Source organism: Pajaroellobacter abortibovis (assembly GCF_001931505.1).
In the GTDB taxonomy this organism is placed as follows: domain Bacteria; phylum Myxococcota_A; class Polyangia; order Polyangiales; family Polyangiaceae; genus Pajaroellobacter; species Pajaroellobacter abortibovis.
This window is the reverse complement of record NZ_CP016908.1, coordinates 1,697,130-1,716,153: the sequence shown is the minus strand read 5'-3', so window position 1 is coordinate 1,716,153 and position 19,024 is coordinate 1,697,130. Positions and strand designations below refer to the sequence as shown.

Here is a 19,024-nt window from a genome sequence, read left to right as displayed (position 1 = left end):
ACCCCTTCTCTGTGGTTGGGGGAGGGGTAGTGTTCGTCCATTTCTTTTTCCACTGAGCGTGGGGAAGTGCAAGTGTCTGTTATGTTCTCTTGGCGTCATCTGCAAGAACGCCTAAAATAGAAGAATGATTATTGTCCCTTATCTCATCGCTATTTTCGCTCTCGCTATTTTAATGGTTGTACACGAAGGAGGCCATTATTTGGCTGCTCGTCTCTTTGGTATGCCTGTTACCCGCTTTTCTATCGGCTTTGGTCCACGACTGTATGCCTATAAGCCAGAGGGGAGTCATACAATCTTTCAGATCGCCCTCATCCCTTTTCTCGCTTATGTCCAGATTGCGGGGATGAATCCCTACGAGCCACACGATCCTGAAGACAAGGGGAGCTACCTGAATGCTTCTCTGATGGGTCGGATGATTACGGTTGCTGCGGGTCCTGCCGCTAATTATCTATTTGCTTCTGTGCTTCTGTTTTTTGGGTTTTTGGTTGGGGGGCGGTTGACGCTGGATGAGACCAGCATGCGCGTCTCTGTGGCTCATCATGGACCTGCGTATGCGGCAGATATGCGTGATGGAGATAAAATTTTAGAGGTCGATCAAGAGCCGGTAGCCCATTGGGATGCGCTTCAACAAGCGATTCGCAAGCATCCAGGCGAACCGATCGATATCCTGATCGAACGAGGAGGGGAAAAGCGCGTGCTCCAAGTGACTCCGCGTCCGAAAGGGATGCCTGATGAGGGGAAGATCTTGATTGGCCCTGAGCAGCGGATGATCCCGGTGGGAGTAGGGGAGGCCCTTAAAATCAGTCTAATTGAACCTCCTCGCGTTGTGTATGGATTGGTTGAGGGACTTGTTCATATTGTTACTGGCAAAGAAAAAGCGGAACTGTCTGGACCGGTCGGGATCGTCCGCGAAGCGGCGCATGCGGTGCGCGTGGGGGTGGGAGATACCTTCAAATTGTTGGGGATAATCAGCGCGTATCTAGGAGGCTTTAATCTTCTCCCCATTCCAGCACTAGATGGTGGTCGGTTGCTCTTTTTGATCTTTGAGGCGGTCGCTCGTCGAAAGACCAATTCGAAAGTGGAGGCTCATGTCCATGCGCTGGGATTAGTGATGATGCTTGCGCTTGTCGTCCTTGTAACATGGGTAGAGATTATGCCCAAGCGTTGAGGCTATCTCTACTTGGATGATGGAGGGTGGTTCGAAAGGGGGAACATCTATGGGGGTCTAGACGGAACAGCTCCCCTTTGGTGCTTTGATAGAGAAGCTTTTCGGTTGGAAGTGCAGAAGGGCGATCCCCATAATATGAGGAGTGGATGTAAAACCGGCCCTTTCCCTCTGAAATATGGAAGTCCCAGTTCATTGATGGTAGGAATGTCTTCGATAAACCCCTTTCGAAAGGGGAGGTAGAGGAAACCAGGGATTGCTCCGGTTCACGAGAAAAAGGTCTTAACGCGTTGAACATTGATTTATCACCTCCTGTAACTCTCGCCAATGCGTGTCGAAATCCGACCATGCATTTCGCCGGCTACACCATTTGAAGCCCCCTATCATGTCATGGACTGCGCATGGGATCGTGGGGAGAATTGAGCCTACAAGAGCGAGTCGTTGAAGCTAATGCCAGCAGTCCTTAAAGGCGGCCGGCGAGGGGATCAGCAGCGCTACCACTCGGAGGAGCTCCAAGAGAAAAAAATCCAAACTCACAGGTCCATGTCTCATCAGATAAAGGGATGGAAGCGGCTGCAATGCAGTTCCCGTCAGCTAGCGGTCTTTCAATTAGAAGTGTGCGGAACAAGCAGATAAACAGAAAAAAGGCAGTCCAACGGGTAGGAAAATCGGGCGGTTGTCCTTTGATTAGAAGCTTGAGGAGGGCATTACCCCTCCAAAAAAGGCCAGAGGGAGCAGGAAGAGGAGCCGTAATGCCGATGCCATACCAGTGCGGGAAGGCCAGCGCAAAACAGTAGGCCAATCAGAAGCCACGCGAGCATAGGAATGGCTAAGTTGTGATGGTTTGGCTGGCAACTGAGCCCGACTCCGCTGAGGGCCGCTGGGAAAGAAGTCCAGTTGACATGTACATGGGGAGGACAAACCAAAAGAAACGCTTCAGAAAGTATGGGTTATGGAGATTGTCCCAGTAAGCTTGCCATGGAAAATCCTTTGCAAAATAATTTTCACCCCTATTGTAAGCAATTGTTAAGTGGTGACTCCATTTCCCCCACCTGTACCAGAGAGCAAGGGGGAGTGAGCGCCCAAAACCCCGAAGGAAAGCAGGCAACCAGCGGATATGTCTTCCCATCAAGCTAAACAGCTGAGGAGGAGGGGCTAAGATGAGTGCCGGCGTTGAGAGCGGTTCTTGGGGGGAGCGGAATTTCCATCCGACCACAGGGGTAGAGTTCCAGAAAAGGAGCCAATTCAAAAATCGACCTGCGAAGGGGCTCTCCAGCGACATGCATGGGGAGAGAAGCCAGGTAGGGAGTAGAGCGGAATTTCCATCCCTATGATTCCACTTCGTTCGCCCTCGATTCCAATCGATCTTTGGATGGAAGAAATCAGCCCCCTTCATGGCGAAAGTTATGGGCAGTCAAATGCGTATCGCCTGCCACCAGTTATGTTCTCCCACAATTGGATTGGATAGGGTTGCCGTTTGGTAAAGAAAAAGGCTGATCCATAGAAGGAGTGCTATGATCGTCGACCAACGGGGCCCAGAAGAGAAGCGATTCTTCGCATAAACGAGGGAAAGAGCATCTTATGCACCTCCCCGATTGGGACATGAGATGATGCGCCGAGCCATTAGAAAAGGTATGGGGGCATCTTACGGAAGTCGCTTTGAGTGAAGAGAGCGAGGCAGGGGATGTTTGCTTGTTCGATTGCTTCTCGTCCACCCTCTTCTCGATCGACAAGCGCTACGATCCCGCTTATTTGATACCCCCCTTCCTGTAAATGACGAGCTGCCTTAAGGGCAGAGCTGCCTGTTGTGATCACATCTTCGAGGAACACAACAGCAGTTCCGGGGGGGAGGTGTCCTCCTCCTTCAATGAGCTGCATAGAACCATGATCTTTAGCAGACTTGCGCACATAGAGGCCATCGAGCGGATGTCCTTTCTGAAAACTCAAGCAAGCGACGGCACTTACAAGAGGGCAACCTCCCAGTTCAACTCCCGCAATTGCTGAACAAGGCTTTGGCAGCGTTTGAAGCATCTCCCAAAAACATGAACCGACCAGTGCATGCCCTTCTGCTCTCAGGACAGTTCGCTTACAATCGATGAAAAAATGGCTAGGACGACCAGAGGCTAAAAGGACTGGTCTCTCTTCCCATGAATAGGTCCAAAGCAAGTGGAAAAGGCGATTGCGATCTCGATCGAATGGGCTCATTGCAGGATGAAGTAAGTTAAGCTTTAGCTTTTCGGTGTATATTGCCTCTCCCCCCTTTTTTGATAACAGGGACAGTGGGTGTGGGTGTGCTATTCATTTGAGCTGAGGGATGGCTCGGATTCGATGTCGGTGTGGGTGTGGATATTGATTCAGCAGCCAGGGGTGCTGGAGATGAGGAATGCGACGGGATCGATTCTTGCTTTTTAGGTTGGATCTTGGTTGATGCTCTTGAAGAAAACGCAGAAGCAGGGAGGGAAGGAACGTTATGTTCCGATGGTCGTGCAATTTGAGCTTGCTTCCCTTTGGTTTGGACGAACGGGGATACAACCCCGCTCGACTCTAGGTGTCCTCGAACCAACGCACCCTGTGTGATGGTGATAGAGGGGGCCCGCAAATCTCCTACGATGCGTGCTCCATTCTCGAGGATGATCGCGTCATTTGCCTGGAGATCACCTTTAACAGCTCCGCATACAATGATGCGATCCGCGTTCAGATTAGCGGCTGCAATGCCGCTTGGTTCAATCTTCAGCTCGCCTTGGATAGAGACTTCCCCTTCGAGAGCCCCTGCAATGGCGAGATTGGACGCTCCAAGGATTTTTCCTCGAACGTGTGTCCCTACGTCAATGACTGTACCTTCTGCTGTCATCCCTTTTCTCCGTTAGCCTATCCTTCCACGTCCATATCCACGCTCCCTTTGAACTGAGCGCCATCTGCAATGGTAAAACGGGAGGCTTTCACATTTCCAACTACCTTAGAACCCGTTTTCAGATCGACGCGATCTTCCACTTTCACATTTCCTGTGAGGACGCCACATACTGTGAGAGAAGCCCCTTCGACGTCTGCCTCTACTTTCCCCCCTTGTTCAACCGAAATGGCCTCTTTCGAAGTTAATTTGCCGCGCAGCATCCCCCGTATCACCACTGCATCTTCCGAAGAAACTTCGCCTTCGATTGTGAGCTCTGCTCCGATAACCGTGTGTGCCATAATTCACCTCTCCCAAATATAGGAACTTTTTGAAGTTAGCGAATGCAATCCATCTTCAATTCTATTCTTTTTCAAATTGGGGAGGTAATTGAAATTCACAATCGATCCTTCCTTGAAAACGGACCCCTTGCTCTAAAGCGATGCGATTGCTTCGGATATTGGCTTGTACGCGCGCAGAACCGACCAACTGCACTTGTTCCGTAGCCACGATATCGCCTTCTACTTGCCCTTCAACTGTCACTTCCTCCGCTTCGATGGAAGCAGCTGCAACTCCTTTCTCGCCGATATGCAGGTGCCCTTTGAGGTCAATATCGCCTTCTACTTGCCCTTCAATCACTAAGGTTCCGTGTCCCAAAAGCCGACCACGTACGCGTGTCCCTTCGCTGATCATTGCTTTTTCTGCGTGACTGGAGGAAGTAGTGGGAGGGGTTTGGATTATCATTGTGTTCTCTTCAAATCTAGATCAAATGATGTTTGCTTTATCGATCAATGTTAAGTTCTTAGACCATTCGCTCTCTTCTGTCACGAGTCCCATTCATTTTTGCTTGTGAATTCTTCTTTGAATGGTTAATAGCACGCTTTTCTTTTAATACACAGGGATGGGCAAGTTCTCTCATTTTGGATTTCTTGCATAAGCAAATCATTAAACTGTGGAAAATGGGATGGAATCTAACGAAACAAATCAACGAAAGAAGGGGTGGTGGTGCTTTCTAGTTCTTCTATTGGTTGGTTTGATGGAATTGGGCCTTCACTTCTATCAGAGGCAAGATGTGGTTTCGGAGCAGGATTGGCAGAACGTTCGAACGCTAGTGGCCTCTTGGATTCAACAGGAGGATTGGCTTACTTTTTCTCCTGATTGGATTGAGCCTGTGGGGCGAGCGCAAATGGGCAATGCCTTGGCTACTGTGGAACGGATCGCTGCGCCGGATGAAACTCGTTTTCCACGCGCGATAGAACTTTCTATTCGCAACCATAATCGTCCTGAATTGCGATCATGGAAGAAAGTAAAAGAAAAAAGGTTAGGGCGGATCACTGTGCGACTCTTCGAGAACCCTACACCTGTTTCGATCCTCTCAGATCTTGTGCAAGAAGCTAAAAAAGGAGCGCTTCTTGTTTCTCGTGTCCAATCTGAGCATCTCGCCTCCTGCCCTCAAGTGTTTCAGCAAGTGCAAACAGGGGGATTTACCTTTGGCCCTGCTATTGCTGCGCAGCGATGGGTCTGTCCGGGAGGGAGCCTGGTAACGGTTACGGTGGTTCCTATTCTCGACTATCGCCCTCGTCAGTGCATTTACTTATTCCATCTTCAAGAAGGCGCTTCGGTTCGTTTGATCTTTCCTCGCATTCTCTTCGGTCGAGCCCTTCATGGCCACCATGGGCTTTATGCGAATGCAGAACATGAACAGAAAGGGGCTCCTGTGAAACTTTCCTTCTCGATCGGCCAATCCATCGTCGGTCAAGTAACTCATTATGATGGTGATGGCTGGAAAGGCTTTGAATTCGATACCCAAACGTGGGCAGCCGACCGCGCTGAACTCACTGTAGACATCGTTTCTTCTATCAATCGAGACCGCATGTATTGTTTTGAAGCGGACACGAGATAAGGAAAGCGGTGTGAAGGATGTTTGTCTTTCTCTTTTTTAAGAGTATTCCACCGAATGTAGGGATGTCGTTCCAAAGCTCGATCATGTAGAGGTGTCTGTGCAATACCTTGTGTTTAAACAAAGACTGGTAGATTATCTAATAGCTACTTTGATGGGGAGTCTTTATGTGGGATGGCTCCTTGCGACGACTGATTCGCTCGGATTTACCAGGGATGAAGGGATCTATTTCTACACGGCAGCCGCCTACGCTCAGTGGTTTGAACGGCTTTTCCATCATACGAAAGAAGCGTTGACCCAAGCTGCTATCGATCCCGTCTGGCAGATTAATGCAGAGCATCCCTCCTTGATGAAAAGCCTCTTTTCACTCTCTTGGTTGTTTTTTTACAAGAAGTGGGGATGGATGGTGGAGAGCACCTCGTTCCGTTTTCCAGGCATGTGTATGGCAGGCTTAAGCCTTGCTATCACCTATCTTTTGGGGACCCAGGTTTATAACCGTCGGGCTGCTGTGATGGCGGCCTGTTTTCTCGCCTGCATGCCTCGCATCTTTTTTCACGCGCATCTCGCCTGTTTTGACATCGGTGTGATGATGATGTGGACCCTGTGTATCTTTCTGTATGGGAGATTTCGAGAAAATCCCACTTGGATCAGAGGGATCCTGTTCGGTGTTGGTTATGGGTTAACCCTTGAGACCAAACATAACGCATGGATGTTGCCTGCTGTTTTTTTCGTCCATGCCCTTCTTATCGAGAGTCTCTCGATTGTTTGGAAAGCCTCTTCGCCGGGCCGGATCGCATGGCGCGCCCTCGCCCCCTTTCTCTTTCTGTGCACCCTAGGGCCATTTGTATTCGTCGGGCTTTGGCCATGGCTGTGGCATGACCCCCTTCATCGCTTTCAAGAATATGTGAGTTTCCACTGGAATCACCCCTACTACAATATCGAATTCCTAGGCCGAAACTATTTTGGTCCCCCGTCTCCCAAGAGCTATGTGCCGGTGATGGTGGTAGCTACGGTTCCGATGGTGACCCTGTGTTTTTTTCTTGCCGGTGCAGCTGGTTTGATCAAACGGGACGTACTCTTCGTGAATGCTTTGAGAAAGAAGGGGGAGATTCTTTTCCAAGAACAGGAGGAGGTTTCTGGGCTTGGAGGTGGCTATTCAACCATCCAGGCGGAACTCCTTCTCCTCCTTTCCATAGGGGCTGCGGTAGGCCCTTTCTTCTTAAAGCGGACCCCCATTTTTGGTGGTACGAAACATTGGTTTCCAGCTTATCCTTCTCTTGCTGTAATAGCGGGTTCGGGGTTTGATCGGTTGTTGAGCGCATTGGAAGAGAGGTTCTCTCTTTCTTCATGCAGGCGTTGTTTGCTGCAAATCGGTGCAGCGTTGACTGCACTCGCTGCCCCTTTTATTCTTACCTATCATTCGCATCCTTTTGGCCTTTCTTTTTATGCTCCTTTTGTCGGAGGTGTCGCAGGGGGGGCTGATCTTGGACTCAATCGTCAATTCTGGGGTTTTACAACACAGAGTGCAGCTCGTTATCTGGCAAACCACGCTCCTCGAGGTGCTCGTGTTTATTTCCATGACACTATATGGATGAGTTGGGAGCAGCTCCTTAAAGAAAACCGAATACGCTCTGACCTGCGGGGTGTGGGTATCCCTTCTGAAGCGGATTTTGCACTGGTTCAGCATGAACTTCATATGGCGGAGGTAGATTATCAGATCTGGGTTGCGTTTGGGACTGTCTCCCCTGCATCGGTTGTAACTTACGAGGGGGTCCCGATTCTCAGCATTTATCGACCTCCTTGAGCACTAGCCATTCCGTCTTTGTTTTTTTCTTGTTTCAGCCTTAGCAGACTTTCTTGAGAATCCGAGTAGAAGTTAGATCGCATACCCCATGAGAGTTCGCAGTAAGTTCAAACGGTTTGTCTCTTGGCTATCCCTTTTAATGGCCCTCATGGGGATTTTGTCTGTGGGGGTCCCGATTCTGCTTCAACTCCCATGGATTGAGCAGTGGATTGGAAGCCAGGTGGATGCCCTCCTTAAAAAGGAAGGGATCGAGGCTCACTACCGCATTAAGCCTATGTTTGCCCCACTTGGGATCGCTCTGGAAGATCTCCAGATAGCTTCTTTGGAGCAAGGGGGGGCTCCTGTTCTTTCCTGTGCCCATGCTCGCATTCGTGTACGGCCTTCTGCTCTTTTATCCGGCAAGCGGATCTTGGGGCATATAGAAATGGATGAACCTTATATCCATCTGGTGATTCGGGAGGGGAAAATCGTTAATTTCCCCATTTCTATCTCTTCCTTGGAAGAACAGAACAGCTTCGAAATTCCATTTCGTCAGTTGAATATCAATCAGGCGGTCCTTGACCTCGAGATCGATCATCACCGTGTGAATCTGCGTGGGGTTGATGTTGAGATGAGGACGCGCCGTGCTTCTCTCAGGCGCTCCCCCATGGAAGTGCGGCTGCATATCGCGGGTGCAAAAGTGCGTAGGAGCAGAAGTATAGGGAGCTCTTCTGAGGGTGGACAAGCTTCTCTTGCCTATGATGATGATTCCCTATGCGGAATGGATGCTCACATTCGAGTCGGAGCAGATATGCTTTGGGTCGACTCCCTTGTAGCGACAGGGGCTATGGATACGGATCGCATGAGCCAAAACGCGGCGGGATGTTATCTGTCCCCTTCTGCTTCGCGGAGGATGAGCCTGTCCTTGTGGCAAGTGCGTGTAGGTTTTCCCCGTCGTCAGGGAGAGGCTCCTGGAATCCGCGGTCAAATTAGCGTCCGCATCCCCCTTACATGGTTGGGACAGTTTGCGGATCTTGGGGATGTGGGGGGGTGGCTTGAGACAGAAGGGGAGCTCGATTATCAGCCTGGGATGAAAATGCCGGAAGGAGATCTGATCGTTCGGGGAGAAGACATCAGGCTGGGGCGTTATCAAATCGCAAAACAACTGGAAGGGCATCTCGTCCTAGAGAAAAATAAGGTGAGAGGGCCTTCCTTTCAGATCGGCTTGGCGGGAGGGGAGGTCCATCTCAGTGACCTGGAGATCGATCCCTTTGAGGCTAAAATCCCTATGCAGGTTACAGCAAGTGCAAAACAGGTCGACTTTACTGAATTAATGAGGGCGCTTGGTGTCAGCGAACATCCCCATGTGGGGTGGGAAATCAAAACACTTGAAATTCAGCGTCTTGTAGGTACGCTACATCCTCTCCGAATGGATGGTCAACTGTTTGCAAAGACCACTGACTTTCGTGTGGCTGACAGGCCCATCGAAGATCAGCAGGCCGAGAGGATCTTTAGCTTCACGTCTGCTACCCTTCAGTCCCGACTTGCTCTCCGTCCTGATTCGATTCAATTCCATGGGATTCGGGCAGTCCTGCCGTCAAGCCGCCTGGAGGATGGGTTCGTCTCTCTTGGTTTTAACAATGAACTGCGTGTGAGGGTTCCCAGGGCGGATATCCATTTTGCGGATTTGACCCCCCTTCTCGATCTACCTATCCTTGGACATGCGTACGCTGGAGTCAATATCCAAGGGACCTTTTCTGATCCTGTCATCGAAGCGCAGTTGAAAGTAGAGCGGTTCTCACTCGGCACGTTTCATTTTGGGAGCATTGAACAGGCCCAACTCTCTTTTGTGGGGATGATGCTTTCCTTAAGGGATGTCCATGTGATCAAAGGGAATAGTGCCTATCAGATCCCCATCGTTCATCTCGATTTTGGGGGGTTGGCTTCGGTCGAAGTGGATGCGCAGGTTGCTTCTACTCAACTTGGATTGAGAGACCTTCTGTCTGTGTTGAACCTTGAAGCGGATCCTCGGTTTGATGATATGGATGGTAAGCTTGGGATTCAAGGGGAAATCCGTCTTGCTGTGGGAGGGCCGCGCGACCCATGCCGAAGCGGATCGATGGATATTCGAGCTGAAGTGACTGGCAAATCCCTTTCTTTTTATGGAGAGCAATTTAAAAAGGGGGCTCTTTCCTTGAGGTTTCAGTGGTTAGACCAGCTTGCGGGACTGGAAGGGGCAGAGATCGATATCCCTTCTTTTTCGCTTGTTAAGCATGAAGAAACACAGAAGGGGTTAACTGTGGGCTCCATCTTCGGATCGCTCTTTGTAAAGAGGGGTGGAGCCTTGGGAGGTACAGTCACATTTGAAAAAATCCCCTTGCTGCATGTTCAAGCACTTGGATCCTTCGCAGAACAGATGGAAGGCTCATTATCAGGTTGGATGCACTTAGGTGGGACGATTGCAGCATATCAAGCGAAAGCACAGGTTGAAGTGGATTCGGTGCGTGTGGCCGGGATTCCGTTAGGCCCTTCCTATCTGGAGTTAGAACTCAGGCGTCCTGCTGCTGCTGTACAGAACACGCAAAAGACGATTTGTGGAGGGATTGTCTCCTCCCCCTTTGATCCGTCCCTGTACGCTTCCATCCCTTGGCATTATTGGATCCGAGGTTCCCTTTTCAATCAGCAGATCGAACTGCACGATGTGCTGATCGAGAAAAAGAAGGCTGTCGATGTTCGAGGGGCTGTCGAGTTCCGTCAGTTGGATATCGGAAAGATTGTTACGAAACTCCTTAAACAGCGGAATCGGCAAAGAGAGGAAGATGGATCGGTGAACTTGAATGTTTTCGAAGGAGCCTTGTCCGGAGTCCTGGCGATTGATCGATGGAATTCCGAAGATATCGCAAGTGCCTCTGTGCGATTTACCCCTTCCCTCTTCTTTCTTGCACGCCCTTCTTTTCGATTGGATTTGAAACAGATCCAAGGGCGGGAATCGGAAATCCGCCTTGTGCAGGATAGCCTTTTGGTCTCCCCATGTTTGCTTAATATTCAGTCGAGGGGTGAAGTGATCGGTTCTCTTGGGCTTCGCGGGGGATTGAACTATCTTTCTGGGCAGAAGCTGCTCGATTTTCAAATCGATCTCTCTCCGCTCGATTTGCGGTTCCTTGAGTTTATTTTTCCTGACGTGAAAAGAGTGGGGGGGGTCCTTGCGGCCTCTGTGTCCATGAAAGGGAATCTCCTCTCCCCTAAGATCGTGGGGGGGATGCAAGTGCGCAACGGAGAACTACTTGTAAAAGAGTGGTTGGGTTCTCTCACCCGAATCAACATGGATATTGATATCTCGCAGTCTCAGCTTCGTTTAAAGCAAGCTTCTGCTCAATGGGGGGGAGGGACGCTAAAGGTGGAGGGGGGGGTTCCACTCTATGGATTTTCTTTTGGCCGAGCGTCCGTCTCGATCACAGCTAGGGGGATCCAACTGACTCCTAAGGATGGTATCAGTGTCGCTTTTGATGCAGATCTGGTTGGGACAATGGCATCAGGAATGCTCCCTCAATTGAGCGGCGATATTTTCTTAACCTCTTTAGAATACACCCGCCCAATGAATCTCATCGGAGATTTAGGGGTTAAGCTAGGAAAGAGGCAGTCCATTTCTTCTTTTAATGACCCACAACTCGATGTAGCTAAGTTCGATCTGCGTGTCCGTGCACAGAACCCTTTGCGCTTGAGAAACAACCTTGCAGAAATCCAATTCGTGACAGAACCCGAAGGTATTTTGATCTTAGGAACGAATCAACGCGTTGGATTACAAGGGAATCTGAAGGCATTGTCTGGGGGCCGCGTCCGCTTTCGATCGACGGATTTTGATATTCAACAGGCCTCCCTTCACTTTAGAGGTATCAATCGGCTGATCGTCCAATTCAATGCGATGGCCACTACAGAATATCGCCGTGTCCTAGGGTCTAACGTGGCAAGGGCGAGCAACACTTCAAAGGTTGATGAAGGACAGAGTGGACGGTGGAAGATTGCACTTCACATGTATGGAGATGGAGAGAATATACACTTTGATTTGTCCAGTGATCCCCCCCTTTCTTCCGAAGACATCGCGCTTCTTTTGACGATGGGGATGACGCGCGCGGAACTTCAAGGAGGGGTGGTCGGTGCAAGTGTCGCCAATGTGATATTTGAAGCTTTGGCTGCAGTGAGTGGAGCCGATCGTGCCGTCCGTGAAGCGGTTCCCGTGATCGATGAAGTCCGCTTTGGCAGTAGCTATTCTTCTCGCTTAGGGCTTCCTGTCCCTCAGGTAACTATGGGGAAACGTGTGACCGAAGCATTGCGCGGAAGTGTGACCACGAGCTTCAGTCAGAAACAAGAGGTGCGGGCGAATCTTGAGTGGACTATAGGGCCTCATTGGAGCCTTCAAGGGGCCTACGATAACATCAATAATATCTCATCTTCCTGGGTGGGCAATCTCGGGGCTGACCTGAGGTGGAGGCTCGAAATTGAATGAGGGAGGAAAGGCGAGAGAGCGCTGTGGAGGGGTGTTTTCATGCGGCGCCTAGGTGGCTGGGCAGGATCATTTTTTGTTTGATAGTGTTTCTCCTCGTGCGCAATTCGATTGCAGCAGAAGAAACCCAGCGGTTGAACCGCTATTTGCTTCCTCAAGGCCCTCCTCTCGATGCTTTTAATGGGAAGACAGTGATTGCGATCGAGGTCAGAGCGGAGAAACCGTTGGAAAAACAGGTTGTTGTTTCTTCTGTCCGTGTTGGGGAGAAGTTTGAGCCTTCTCTTGCGCGTCGAATTCTTGATGAGATTTTGAAGGCAGGGCTTTTTGCTGAAGGTCAGGTCAAGGTTGTGGAAGAAGCGGAAGGGGTTCGTCTGATCGTTGAAGTTGTGTCTCGGAAAGAAATCGCTCAATTTGGTGTTGATGTCAGAGGGGCACCCTTGGGTCAGGACGAAATCATTCGGGAAATCGGATTGCAGAAAGGGGGAGAACTTTTAGAGAGAGAAATTCCTAACTATGAAAAGCAGATTGAACATCTTTTCAATCGCCGTGGATTTCCATTTGCAAAAGTGTCCTTTCAAGTCCGTCCGATGGATGGTCCCCTTCAGGTTGCTGTCACGGTGGTCGTTGAAGCGGGTGCTCCTCGCATTCTCGAGCGTCGCACCCTGTGGATATTCGGTTCCCAGTCAGATGTGGTGCAATCCCTTGTAGACGATTACAGCGTTCGAGAGAAAGAGCGTGCAGACGAAGTCAATCTGGCTTTGGCCGACATGTCTTTAACCAATCAGCTGCATAAAAAAAGCTATTACCAGGCTACAGTATTACACGATGTGGTTCTGTTTCAGGGGGTTTATCACTTGCGTGTCCGGGTCGATACGGGGCCTCATTTCGTTTTGCGATTTGAAGGGAATGAGCGCTATGACGTCCATACGTTGACAGCAATCATTGCTGCCACGGAAGAAGTTTCCCCTACCCCGGAATATTTTCTCAAAAAGATCAAATCATTCTACACGAAAAGGGGATACCTTGACGTTGGGGTAACTTTTGAAGAGAGATATACGTTAGATGGTCGTCAGGTTGATCTGGTCTTTCATATCAAAGAAGGAGATGTGATCTCCGTCTCCAAACGCACATACCCCTGTATCGATTTTGAGCGATTCGGACAGGAGAAGTGGAAGTGGAAGAAATCAACCCCACTCTCCGTACAAGCTGTTGACCAAGAGATCGATCGTTTTCTTACAGATGAATTGCCTGGAGGAGAGCCAATTCAGAGCCCTGATGCGCGAACTGTTGATTCGCTCACACGCGGAGACCAAGTGGGGGGGGTAGGGGCTCGTCCTGTCCCTTTTGTAAGTGATCCGAAATCTGTTTATTTTCCTGAAGTCTATGAAAAAGCCATGCATCACTTGCGGGAGCTGTATGTGCAAGACGGCTTTCTACAAGCTGCAGTGGGGCCCATTGAAATCATCCGGCGTCGATGTGATCCCCATCTGTCTGCAGAAGAGTGCGCTGCCTCTACTCTGTCCAATGGGGAGAAAGACTTGTATGAGTGCAGCGAAGAGATAACACCTGATCGCGATTCTTCGAAGTCCCCAAGAGCTCCATCAGCTTGCATTCCTAATAGTGAGAATAGGATCCATTGTGAGCCTTCTCTTGCCTTGAAGATTCCTATTCGTTTGGGGCCACGCACGATCCTTTATGATGTCGCGTTTGAGGGAGTTCATGCGTTTGCAGAATCGAAACTGTCAGAGAAAGCGGAGTTGGATTTGGGAGAAGCGCTTGCGTTGTCCAACATCGAAGAGGCTGCTTACCGTCTCGCCGATTTTTACAGAGAAGAAGGGTACGCTTTTGTAGAGGTCAAGAATAGTCTCGACTTTTCTCGGGACGGAACACGTGCCCGCGCGACCTTTCAGATCCATGAAGGGGATCGGGTGATTGTCCGGGAGATCGTTGTCCAGGGGAACGAGCATACCCGCACTTCCGTGATCCGCTCGCGGCTTGCTCTCAAAGTAGGAGAGCCCTATCGAACCAGTGCCGCGCGCGATACGCAGGAGAGGGTGGCAACGTTAGGGGTTTTTTCAAGTGTGGCTGTGGAACTCAAAGATCCTGCAGTTCCTGCACGAGAAAAAGTTGTAGTTATCACGGTGGTGGAGCGGCCGCGCAGATTTTTTGAGTGGCGACCTGGCTTCTCAACGGGAGAAGGGTTCCGTCTCACCTTTGAATACGCTGAGCGAAATGTCATTGGATATGCGGTTGCAGCCACATCGCGCCTTCAGTTAGCCTATCTTCCTACGGTTTTTATTCTCGATCCTCAAGTGAGGCGCGATTTCATTTCTCTTGGTGATCCGGGGTTTGATCGACGCGTTGTTGTGCGCGCAAATCAAAATTTTACCATTCCTGAAGTGGGATTTGGGCCATTTGTTAAATTATCTATTGATTTTATAGGAGTACACGATCTGCAGCGTCAGTTTATGCGTGATAAATTAATGCTGGGAAATAGCTTGATCTATACGCCAATTCACGGCCTTCAGCTGTCCTTTGGAGCGAGCTTAGAAAAGAACAATGCCTCGATATTCGGAGCAGCGACCATTGTGGATTTCCTCCGTCAGCTCCCTCCTTCGAATGATTTACAGAGACTGTTGCGGGTTCCAGACGGACCGAGTGTGGCGATTGCGGAGCGGTTTTCGGTGGCTTGGGATCGGCGAGATCAGACACTCAATGCGCATCGAGGGTTCTACCTATTTGGGGGGGTAGAGCATGTCGATTCATATCCTACAGACAAACCTGCAGACAACCGCACGCGCTTTGAAGGGCATTTTCTTCGCTTTATGGAAGTTGTCTCTGCCTATGTTCCTTTTCATAAGCGGATTACACTGGCCACTCAATTGCGCATGGGCCAGATCGTTCAGCTTGTCAGTGAAGACCGATCTAAAACATATCCGGATCGCTTTTTCTTCTTGGGTGGTGCGGATTCCCTGCGGGGCTTCCTTCAAGATAGCCTGATTCCACAAGACTTGGTGGATCAGTTTGATACAGATCAGTGTCTCCAAGACTCCAGTGATAAGCGGTTTGCACCTTGCAAGGTAGGTATGCGAGGAGGGAACTTGATGATCAATCCACGCGCAGAAGTCCGTGCTTTGGTTCTATCCCCTGTGGAATTAGCGATGTTTGTCGATACAGGGAATCTATGGGTCAATCCCCAATACGTCTATGCGATGAAAGCCCCCTTCCGCTTGCGTGTGACTCCCGGGGTTGGAATTCGCATTCAAACCCCCCTCGGCCCTCTCGTCCTTGACATGGGTTTTAATGTGGATCGCCGATCGTATGAGGAGAAATATGCTGTTAGTTTCTCCTTCGGTGTGCTCTAAACAAGAGAGAAACGAACAGAATGGATCAGTTGCTTGTAAGATGCAACGTATGCTTTCGGATAGCGAAAGTTGCAGAGTGTGCGAAAACGTGGTTGACAAATGGGAGCAGCTTTCGTACAAGCAAGCCACTTTGAGGACAGAATAAGCTTTTGAGATCTATTTCAAGGAGAATTATTATCATGCTTGCGCGTACTTTCGTCCCATCCAAGGGTGTCGCTTCCGCGGATCGCAAATGGTTCGTTGTCGATGCTTCGGGAAAACCATTAGGTCGACTTGCAAGTGAAATCGCACGTGTCCTTCGTGGCAAGCACAAACCTACCTTTACTCCTCACGAGGATATAGGAGACTTTGTAATCGTGGTGAATGCAAGTAAAATCCTGCTCACTGGAAACAAATTGGATAAAAAGAAGTACTGCAGGCACTCAGGGATCCCAGGAGGATTTAGGGAAGAAAGCTACCGCCACCTTTTTGAGCGAAAGCCTACTTTCCCTATTGAGAAAGCGGTTCGTGGGATGCTTCCAAAAAATGTGTTGGGTCGACGGATGTTCACCAAACTCAAGGTGTATGCTTCTTCCGATCACCCCCATGTGGCGCAGAACCCTATTCCATTCCCTTTCCCAGTCTTTCTATCATCTAAATCAAATTGAATGAATTTTCTCTATCTAACCCCTAAGAGGAACAAAGCGAAATGAATCTTTCTTCTCGGACGTATGCCACAGGAAGACGCAAAACAGCAATTGCGCGGGTTTGGCTAGAGCCGGGCAAAGGTGATTTTATCATCAACCGTCAGCCCCTTGAGCACTATTTTGAAAGGGAAACTGCTCGCATGATTGTGCAGCAATCCCTCAAGCTCTTGGAAGTTGCAGATCGGTACAATGTGATTGCTACCTGTCGAGGTGGTGGAAAGTCTGCGCAGGCAGAGGCGGTTCGCCATGGAGTTTCACGCGCTCTCTGTGAAGTGGATCCAGAGTCTCGCTCGGTGATCAAGAAGGCCGGGTTTTTGACTCGGGATGCACGTAAGAAAGAGCGCAAGAAATGTGGGCAGCCTGGTGCTCGCAAGCGATTCCAGTACAGTAAGCGTTAGTTGAGAAGAGAGGGAGGGAAGGGAGAGTCGGTGAAGCAAAGCGTCTCTTTAATGATTTTGTTAAAGAAGGCGTTCCCTTTAATCGCGTTAGTCTTTTTTGCTCTCTTTGAGAGAGAGCAAACAGGCGAAGCCGCTATTGTTGAGCGAATTGTTGCTGTCGTTGGAGAAGAGCCGATCTGGTTTACTGATTTAAATCAGCGTGCTCGGCCCGATTTGATGCGAATGGCTGCTGCTGTTCAGGATCCTGCACAAGTGACAGCGGCTTCTAGTGAAATCTATCGCGCTGTACTTGATCGCATGATCACGGAGCATCTCGAGTTTGCGTTTGCGAAAAATGCGCATATTGCAGTCACTCTTGAGGAAGTGGACCGCGCGCTTGGAGAGATCGCCCAACGGGCGCGTCTTTCGATTCCAGAACTGTTGGTGGAAGCCCAACACATAGGGCTTACGGAGCAAGAATATCGGGAGGAGTTCAAGCGGCAGCTGCTGGAAGGGAAACTTGTGCAATTGCGTGTTCGGGAGCGAGTTCGGGTCACGGAACAGGATGCACATGCAGCCTATCGGCGATTTCTCAAAGAGATCGGAGAAGAGCCAATCGTTGAATTCCGCGTGCTGGCGCTTCGGCTTTCTAATGGTGAAGGAGGAGCGACAGTTTTAGAGGATAGGCGTGCGCTTGCGTACACTCTTCTAGAGAGAGCGCGGGCGGGCGAAGATTTCTGTGCGTTAGTAGAAGCGTATTCGGATGATTTCCAGACTAAACAGACGTGCGGATCACGTGGGTTGCAACCTGTAAAGACGCTTATTCCCGTGATTCAGCGCGCTCTCGAGGGGATGAAAGAAGGGGAAGTTTCTGATCCTGTGATGGACGATCCGGAAGCAATTTTGATTCTCCAACTTGTCCATGAACCGGGTATCCCATCATATGAGTCGTTACATGATCAAATGCTCAATCGCGCTTTTCAAAAAGAGATGGAGCAACAACTCAAAGCGTGGCGGGAAGAATTGAAAAGGGGGGTTTATATCGATGTGCGACTATAGAGGTGGTAGGGTTATCGAAATTTGTTAAAATAAAAAAAGAGAGATAAAATCTTATTATCGATGAGCGATCTGAATCTAGAACTGCAAGAAGAACTTGCCTCGCTTTGCCCTCTCCTTCAAACAAAGCTAGCAAATCGTGGATTTGATCCTGAACATCTTTTACGCCTCTCTATCCCTCTTCGGAAAAGCTTCTGTGCTGGACGTTCTGGAATGCGTGATCGCATGCAGAGAAACTGCATTCAAGGGCAGCTCCGTGTTCCTCAAGAAGGGGATATCCATATCGCCCATCTGTTTTCTGGGAGGGAGAAAAGGAGCTTTCAGGATGTGGGGTTGACTGCGATCGCGCGTGGTGAACTCGCTCTGTGCGTCATGGCGGGCGGGATGGCCACGCGCATGAGTGGAGTGGTAAAAGCACTATTGCCTGTTTTCAACAATGAAACTTTTTTAAGTTTGCGATTGCGTGAAAATCAGAAATGGTCAGGTGATATGGGGTTGCCAGTCCCTCTTTGGATCATGACCAGTGAGACAACCGATCAGCCTGTGCGAGGCGCTTTGAAGGCTATCCGTGCTCCTGCCCATGTGGATGTCTTTGTCCAGGACCTGAGTCTGCGTTTAACCTCCGAAGGAATCCTCTTTCGTGACCGGCATGGGATGCCCAGTATTTATCCAACAGGCCATGGGGATTTGGTGGATGCTTTGCGCCGCTCTTCGTTACTTTCTGGCTTTCTAGCACGAGGTGGGAAGTATGTTTGGATCGTAAACCTGGATAACTTGGGGGCTTTGATCGATCCGATGATTCTAGGCTTTTTTATGGCTAGAGGGACAGATGCTTTGGTGGAAGTGGTTGAAAAGAGGGCAGGAGACCATGGTGGCATCCCCTTGTATGTGGACGATAGGCTTCGGATAGTGGAAGAATGCCGTCTACCATGCCATTTCCCAGTCGATGAAGTGTCGGTGTTCAACACCAATACGTTTCTGGTACGTGCTGAAGCTCTACAAAAGACTGACTTTCTATGGGATTGGTTAGAAATAGAAAAGCAGGTAGATGGGCGACCGGTGATTCAGTTTGAACGGCTGCTACAGGAACTGACCACTGTCCTTCCTACTACTTATTTGCATGTACCGAGGACAGGGATAGAGAGCCGATTTCTCCCCATTAAGGACCAGACCTCATTGGATAGGCAGCGTGCCGAAATCGAAGTCGTAATAGGCTCTCGAGGAATCCTCTGATTTGGAGATAAAGCAGGGGGGGAACAAAATGCATCTCCAAAGGGATGCAGTCGATTATTAGTTCAATCGAG

15 protein-coding genes are annotated in these 19,024 nt (G+C 49.8%); 9 read left to right on the top strand and 6 right to left on the bottom strand.

Annotated features, from left to right (window positions below):
* Positions 1-124: 124 nt before the first annotated feature.
* Entirely contained in the window at positions 125-1,168 is a 1,044-nt protein-coding gene (locus BCY86_RS08660; protein ID WP_075277373.1) for a M50 family metallopeptidase, read from the top strand.
* Between the two features lie 460 nt (positions 1,169-1,628).
* Here the strand turns inward: BCY86_RS08660 and BCY86_RS08650 are convergent, their stop codons facing one another.
* The 6 genes from BCY86_RS08650 to BCY86_RS08625 all read right to left on the bottom strand — a co-directional run bounded on the left by BCY86_RS08650 (position 1,629) and on the right by BCY86_RS08625 (position 4,796).
* On the bottom strand, positions 1,629-1,967 hold the full coding sequence (locus BCY86_RS08650; RefSeq protein WP_075277371.1) for a hypothetical protein: 339 nt from the start codon (positions 1,965-1,967) through the stop codon (positions 1,629-1,631).
* Between the two features lie 27 nt (positions 1,968-1,994).
* The gene (locus BCY86_RS10210) at positions 1,995-2,561 is read right to left on the bottom strand and encodes a hypothetical protein (RefSeq protein ID WP_075277370.1); all 567 of its coding nucleotides are present in this window, start codon (positions 2,559-2,561) and stop codon (positions 1,995-1,997) included.
* A gap of 227 nt (positions 2,562-2,788) precedes the next feature.
* The gene (gene pyrE, locus BCY86_RS08640; RefSeq protein WP_075277369.1) at positions 2,789-3,370 is read right to left on the bottom strand and encodes an orotate phosphoribosyltransferase; all 582 of its coding nucleotides are present in this window, start codon (positions 3,368-3,370) and stop codon (positions 2,789-2,791) included.
* A 16-nt stretch (positions 3,371-3,386) separates the two neighbouring features.
* The gene (locus tag BCY86_RS08635; protein WP_075277368.1) at positions 3,387-4,016 is read right to left on the bottom strand and encodes a bactofilin family protein; all 630 of its coding nucleotides are present in this window, start codon (positions 4,014-4,016) and stop codon (positions 3,387-3,389) included.
* Between the two features lie 17 nt (positions 4,017-4,033).
* Complete coding sequence (locus tag BCY86_RS08630; RefSeq protein WP_075277367.1) at positions 4,034-4,354, bottom strand: bactofilin family protein; 321 nt, start codon at positions 4,352-4,354, stop codon at positions 4,034-4,036.
* 61 nt (positions 4,355-4,415) lie between these two features.
* Complete coding sequence (locus BCY86_RS08625; RefSeq protein WP_083604298.1) at positions 4,416-4,796, bottom strand: bactofilin family protein; 381 nt, start codon at positions 4,794-4,796, stop codon at positions 4,416-4,418.
* Between the two features lie 220 nt (positions 4,797-5,016).
* On the opposite strand from BCY86_RS08625, the gene BCY86_RS08620 reads away from it, so the two are divergent.
* The 8 genes from BCY86_RS08620 to BCY86_RS08585 all read left to right on the top strand — a co-directional run bounded on the left by BCY86_RS08620 (position 5,017) and on the right by BCY86_RS08585 (position 18,953).
* The gene (locus BCY86_RS08620) at positions 5,017-5,955 is read left to right on the top strand and encodes a hypothetical protein (protein WP_156865193.1); all 939 of its coding nucleotides are present in this window, start codon (positions 5,017-5,019) and stop codon (positions 5,953-5,955) included.
* Positions 5,956-6,064: 109 nt separating this feature from the next.
* Entirely contained in the window at positions 6,065-7,756 is a 1,692-nt protein-coding gene (locus tag BCY86_RS08615; RefSeq protein WP_216636016.1) for an ArnT family glycosyltransferase, read from the top strand.
* A gap of 88 nt (positions 7,757-7,844) precedes the next feature.
* Positions 7,845-12,239, top strand: coding sequence for a translocation/assembly module TamB domain-containing protein (locus tag BCY86_RS08610; RefSeq protein WP_083604297.1), 4,395 nt, complete (start codon positions 7,845-7,847; stop codon positions 12,237-12,239).
* Positions 12,240-12,322: 83 nt separating this feature from the next.
* The gene (locus BCY86_RS08605; protein WP_245776278.1) at positions 12,323-15,601 is read left to right on the top strand and encodes a POTRA domain-containing protein; all 3,279 of its coding nucleotides are present in this window, start codon (positions 12,323-12,325) and stop codon (positions 15,599-15,601) included.
* Between the two features lie 179 nt (positions 15,602-15,780).
* Positions 15,781-16,248, top strand: coding sequence for a 50S ribosomal protein L13 (gene rplM / locus BCY86_RS08600; protein ID WP_075277362.1), 468 nt, complete (start codon positions 15,781-15,783; stop codon positions 16,246-16,248).
* Positions 16,249-16,289: 41 nt separating this feature from the next.
* Complete coding sequence (rpsI, locus tag BCY86_RS08595) at positions 16,290-16,685, top strand: 30S ribosomal protein S9 (protein ID WP_075277361.1); 396 nt, start codon at positions 16,290-16,292, stop codon at positions 16,683-16,685.
* Positions 16,686-16,736: 51 nt separating this feature from the next.
* Complete coding sequence (locus tag BCY86_RS08590; RefSeq protein WP_156865191.1) at positions 16,737-17,723, top strand: peptidylprolyl isomerase; 987 nt, start codon at positions 16,737-16,739, stop codon at positions 17,721-17,723.
* Positions 17,724-17,783: 60 nt separating this feature from the next.
* A complete protein-coding gene (locus BCY86_RS08585; RefSeq protein WP_075277359.1) occupies positions 17,784-18,953 on the top strand; it encodes a UTP--glucose-1-phosphate uridylyltransferase in 1,170 nt (389 codons plus the stop codon).
* The last annotated feature ends 71 nt before the right edge of the window (positions 18,954-19,024 follow it).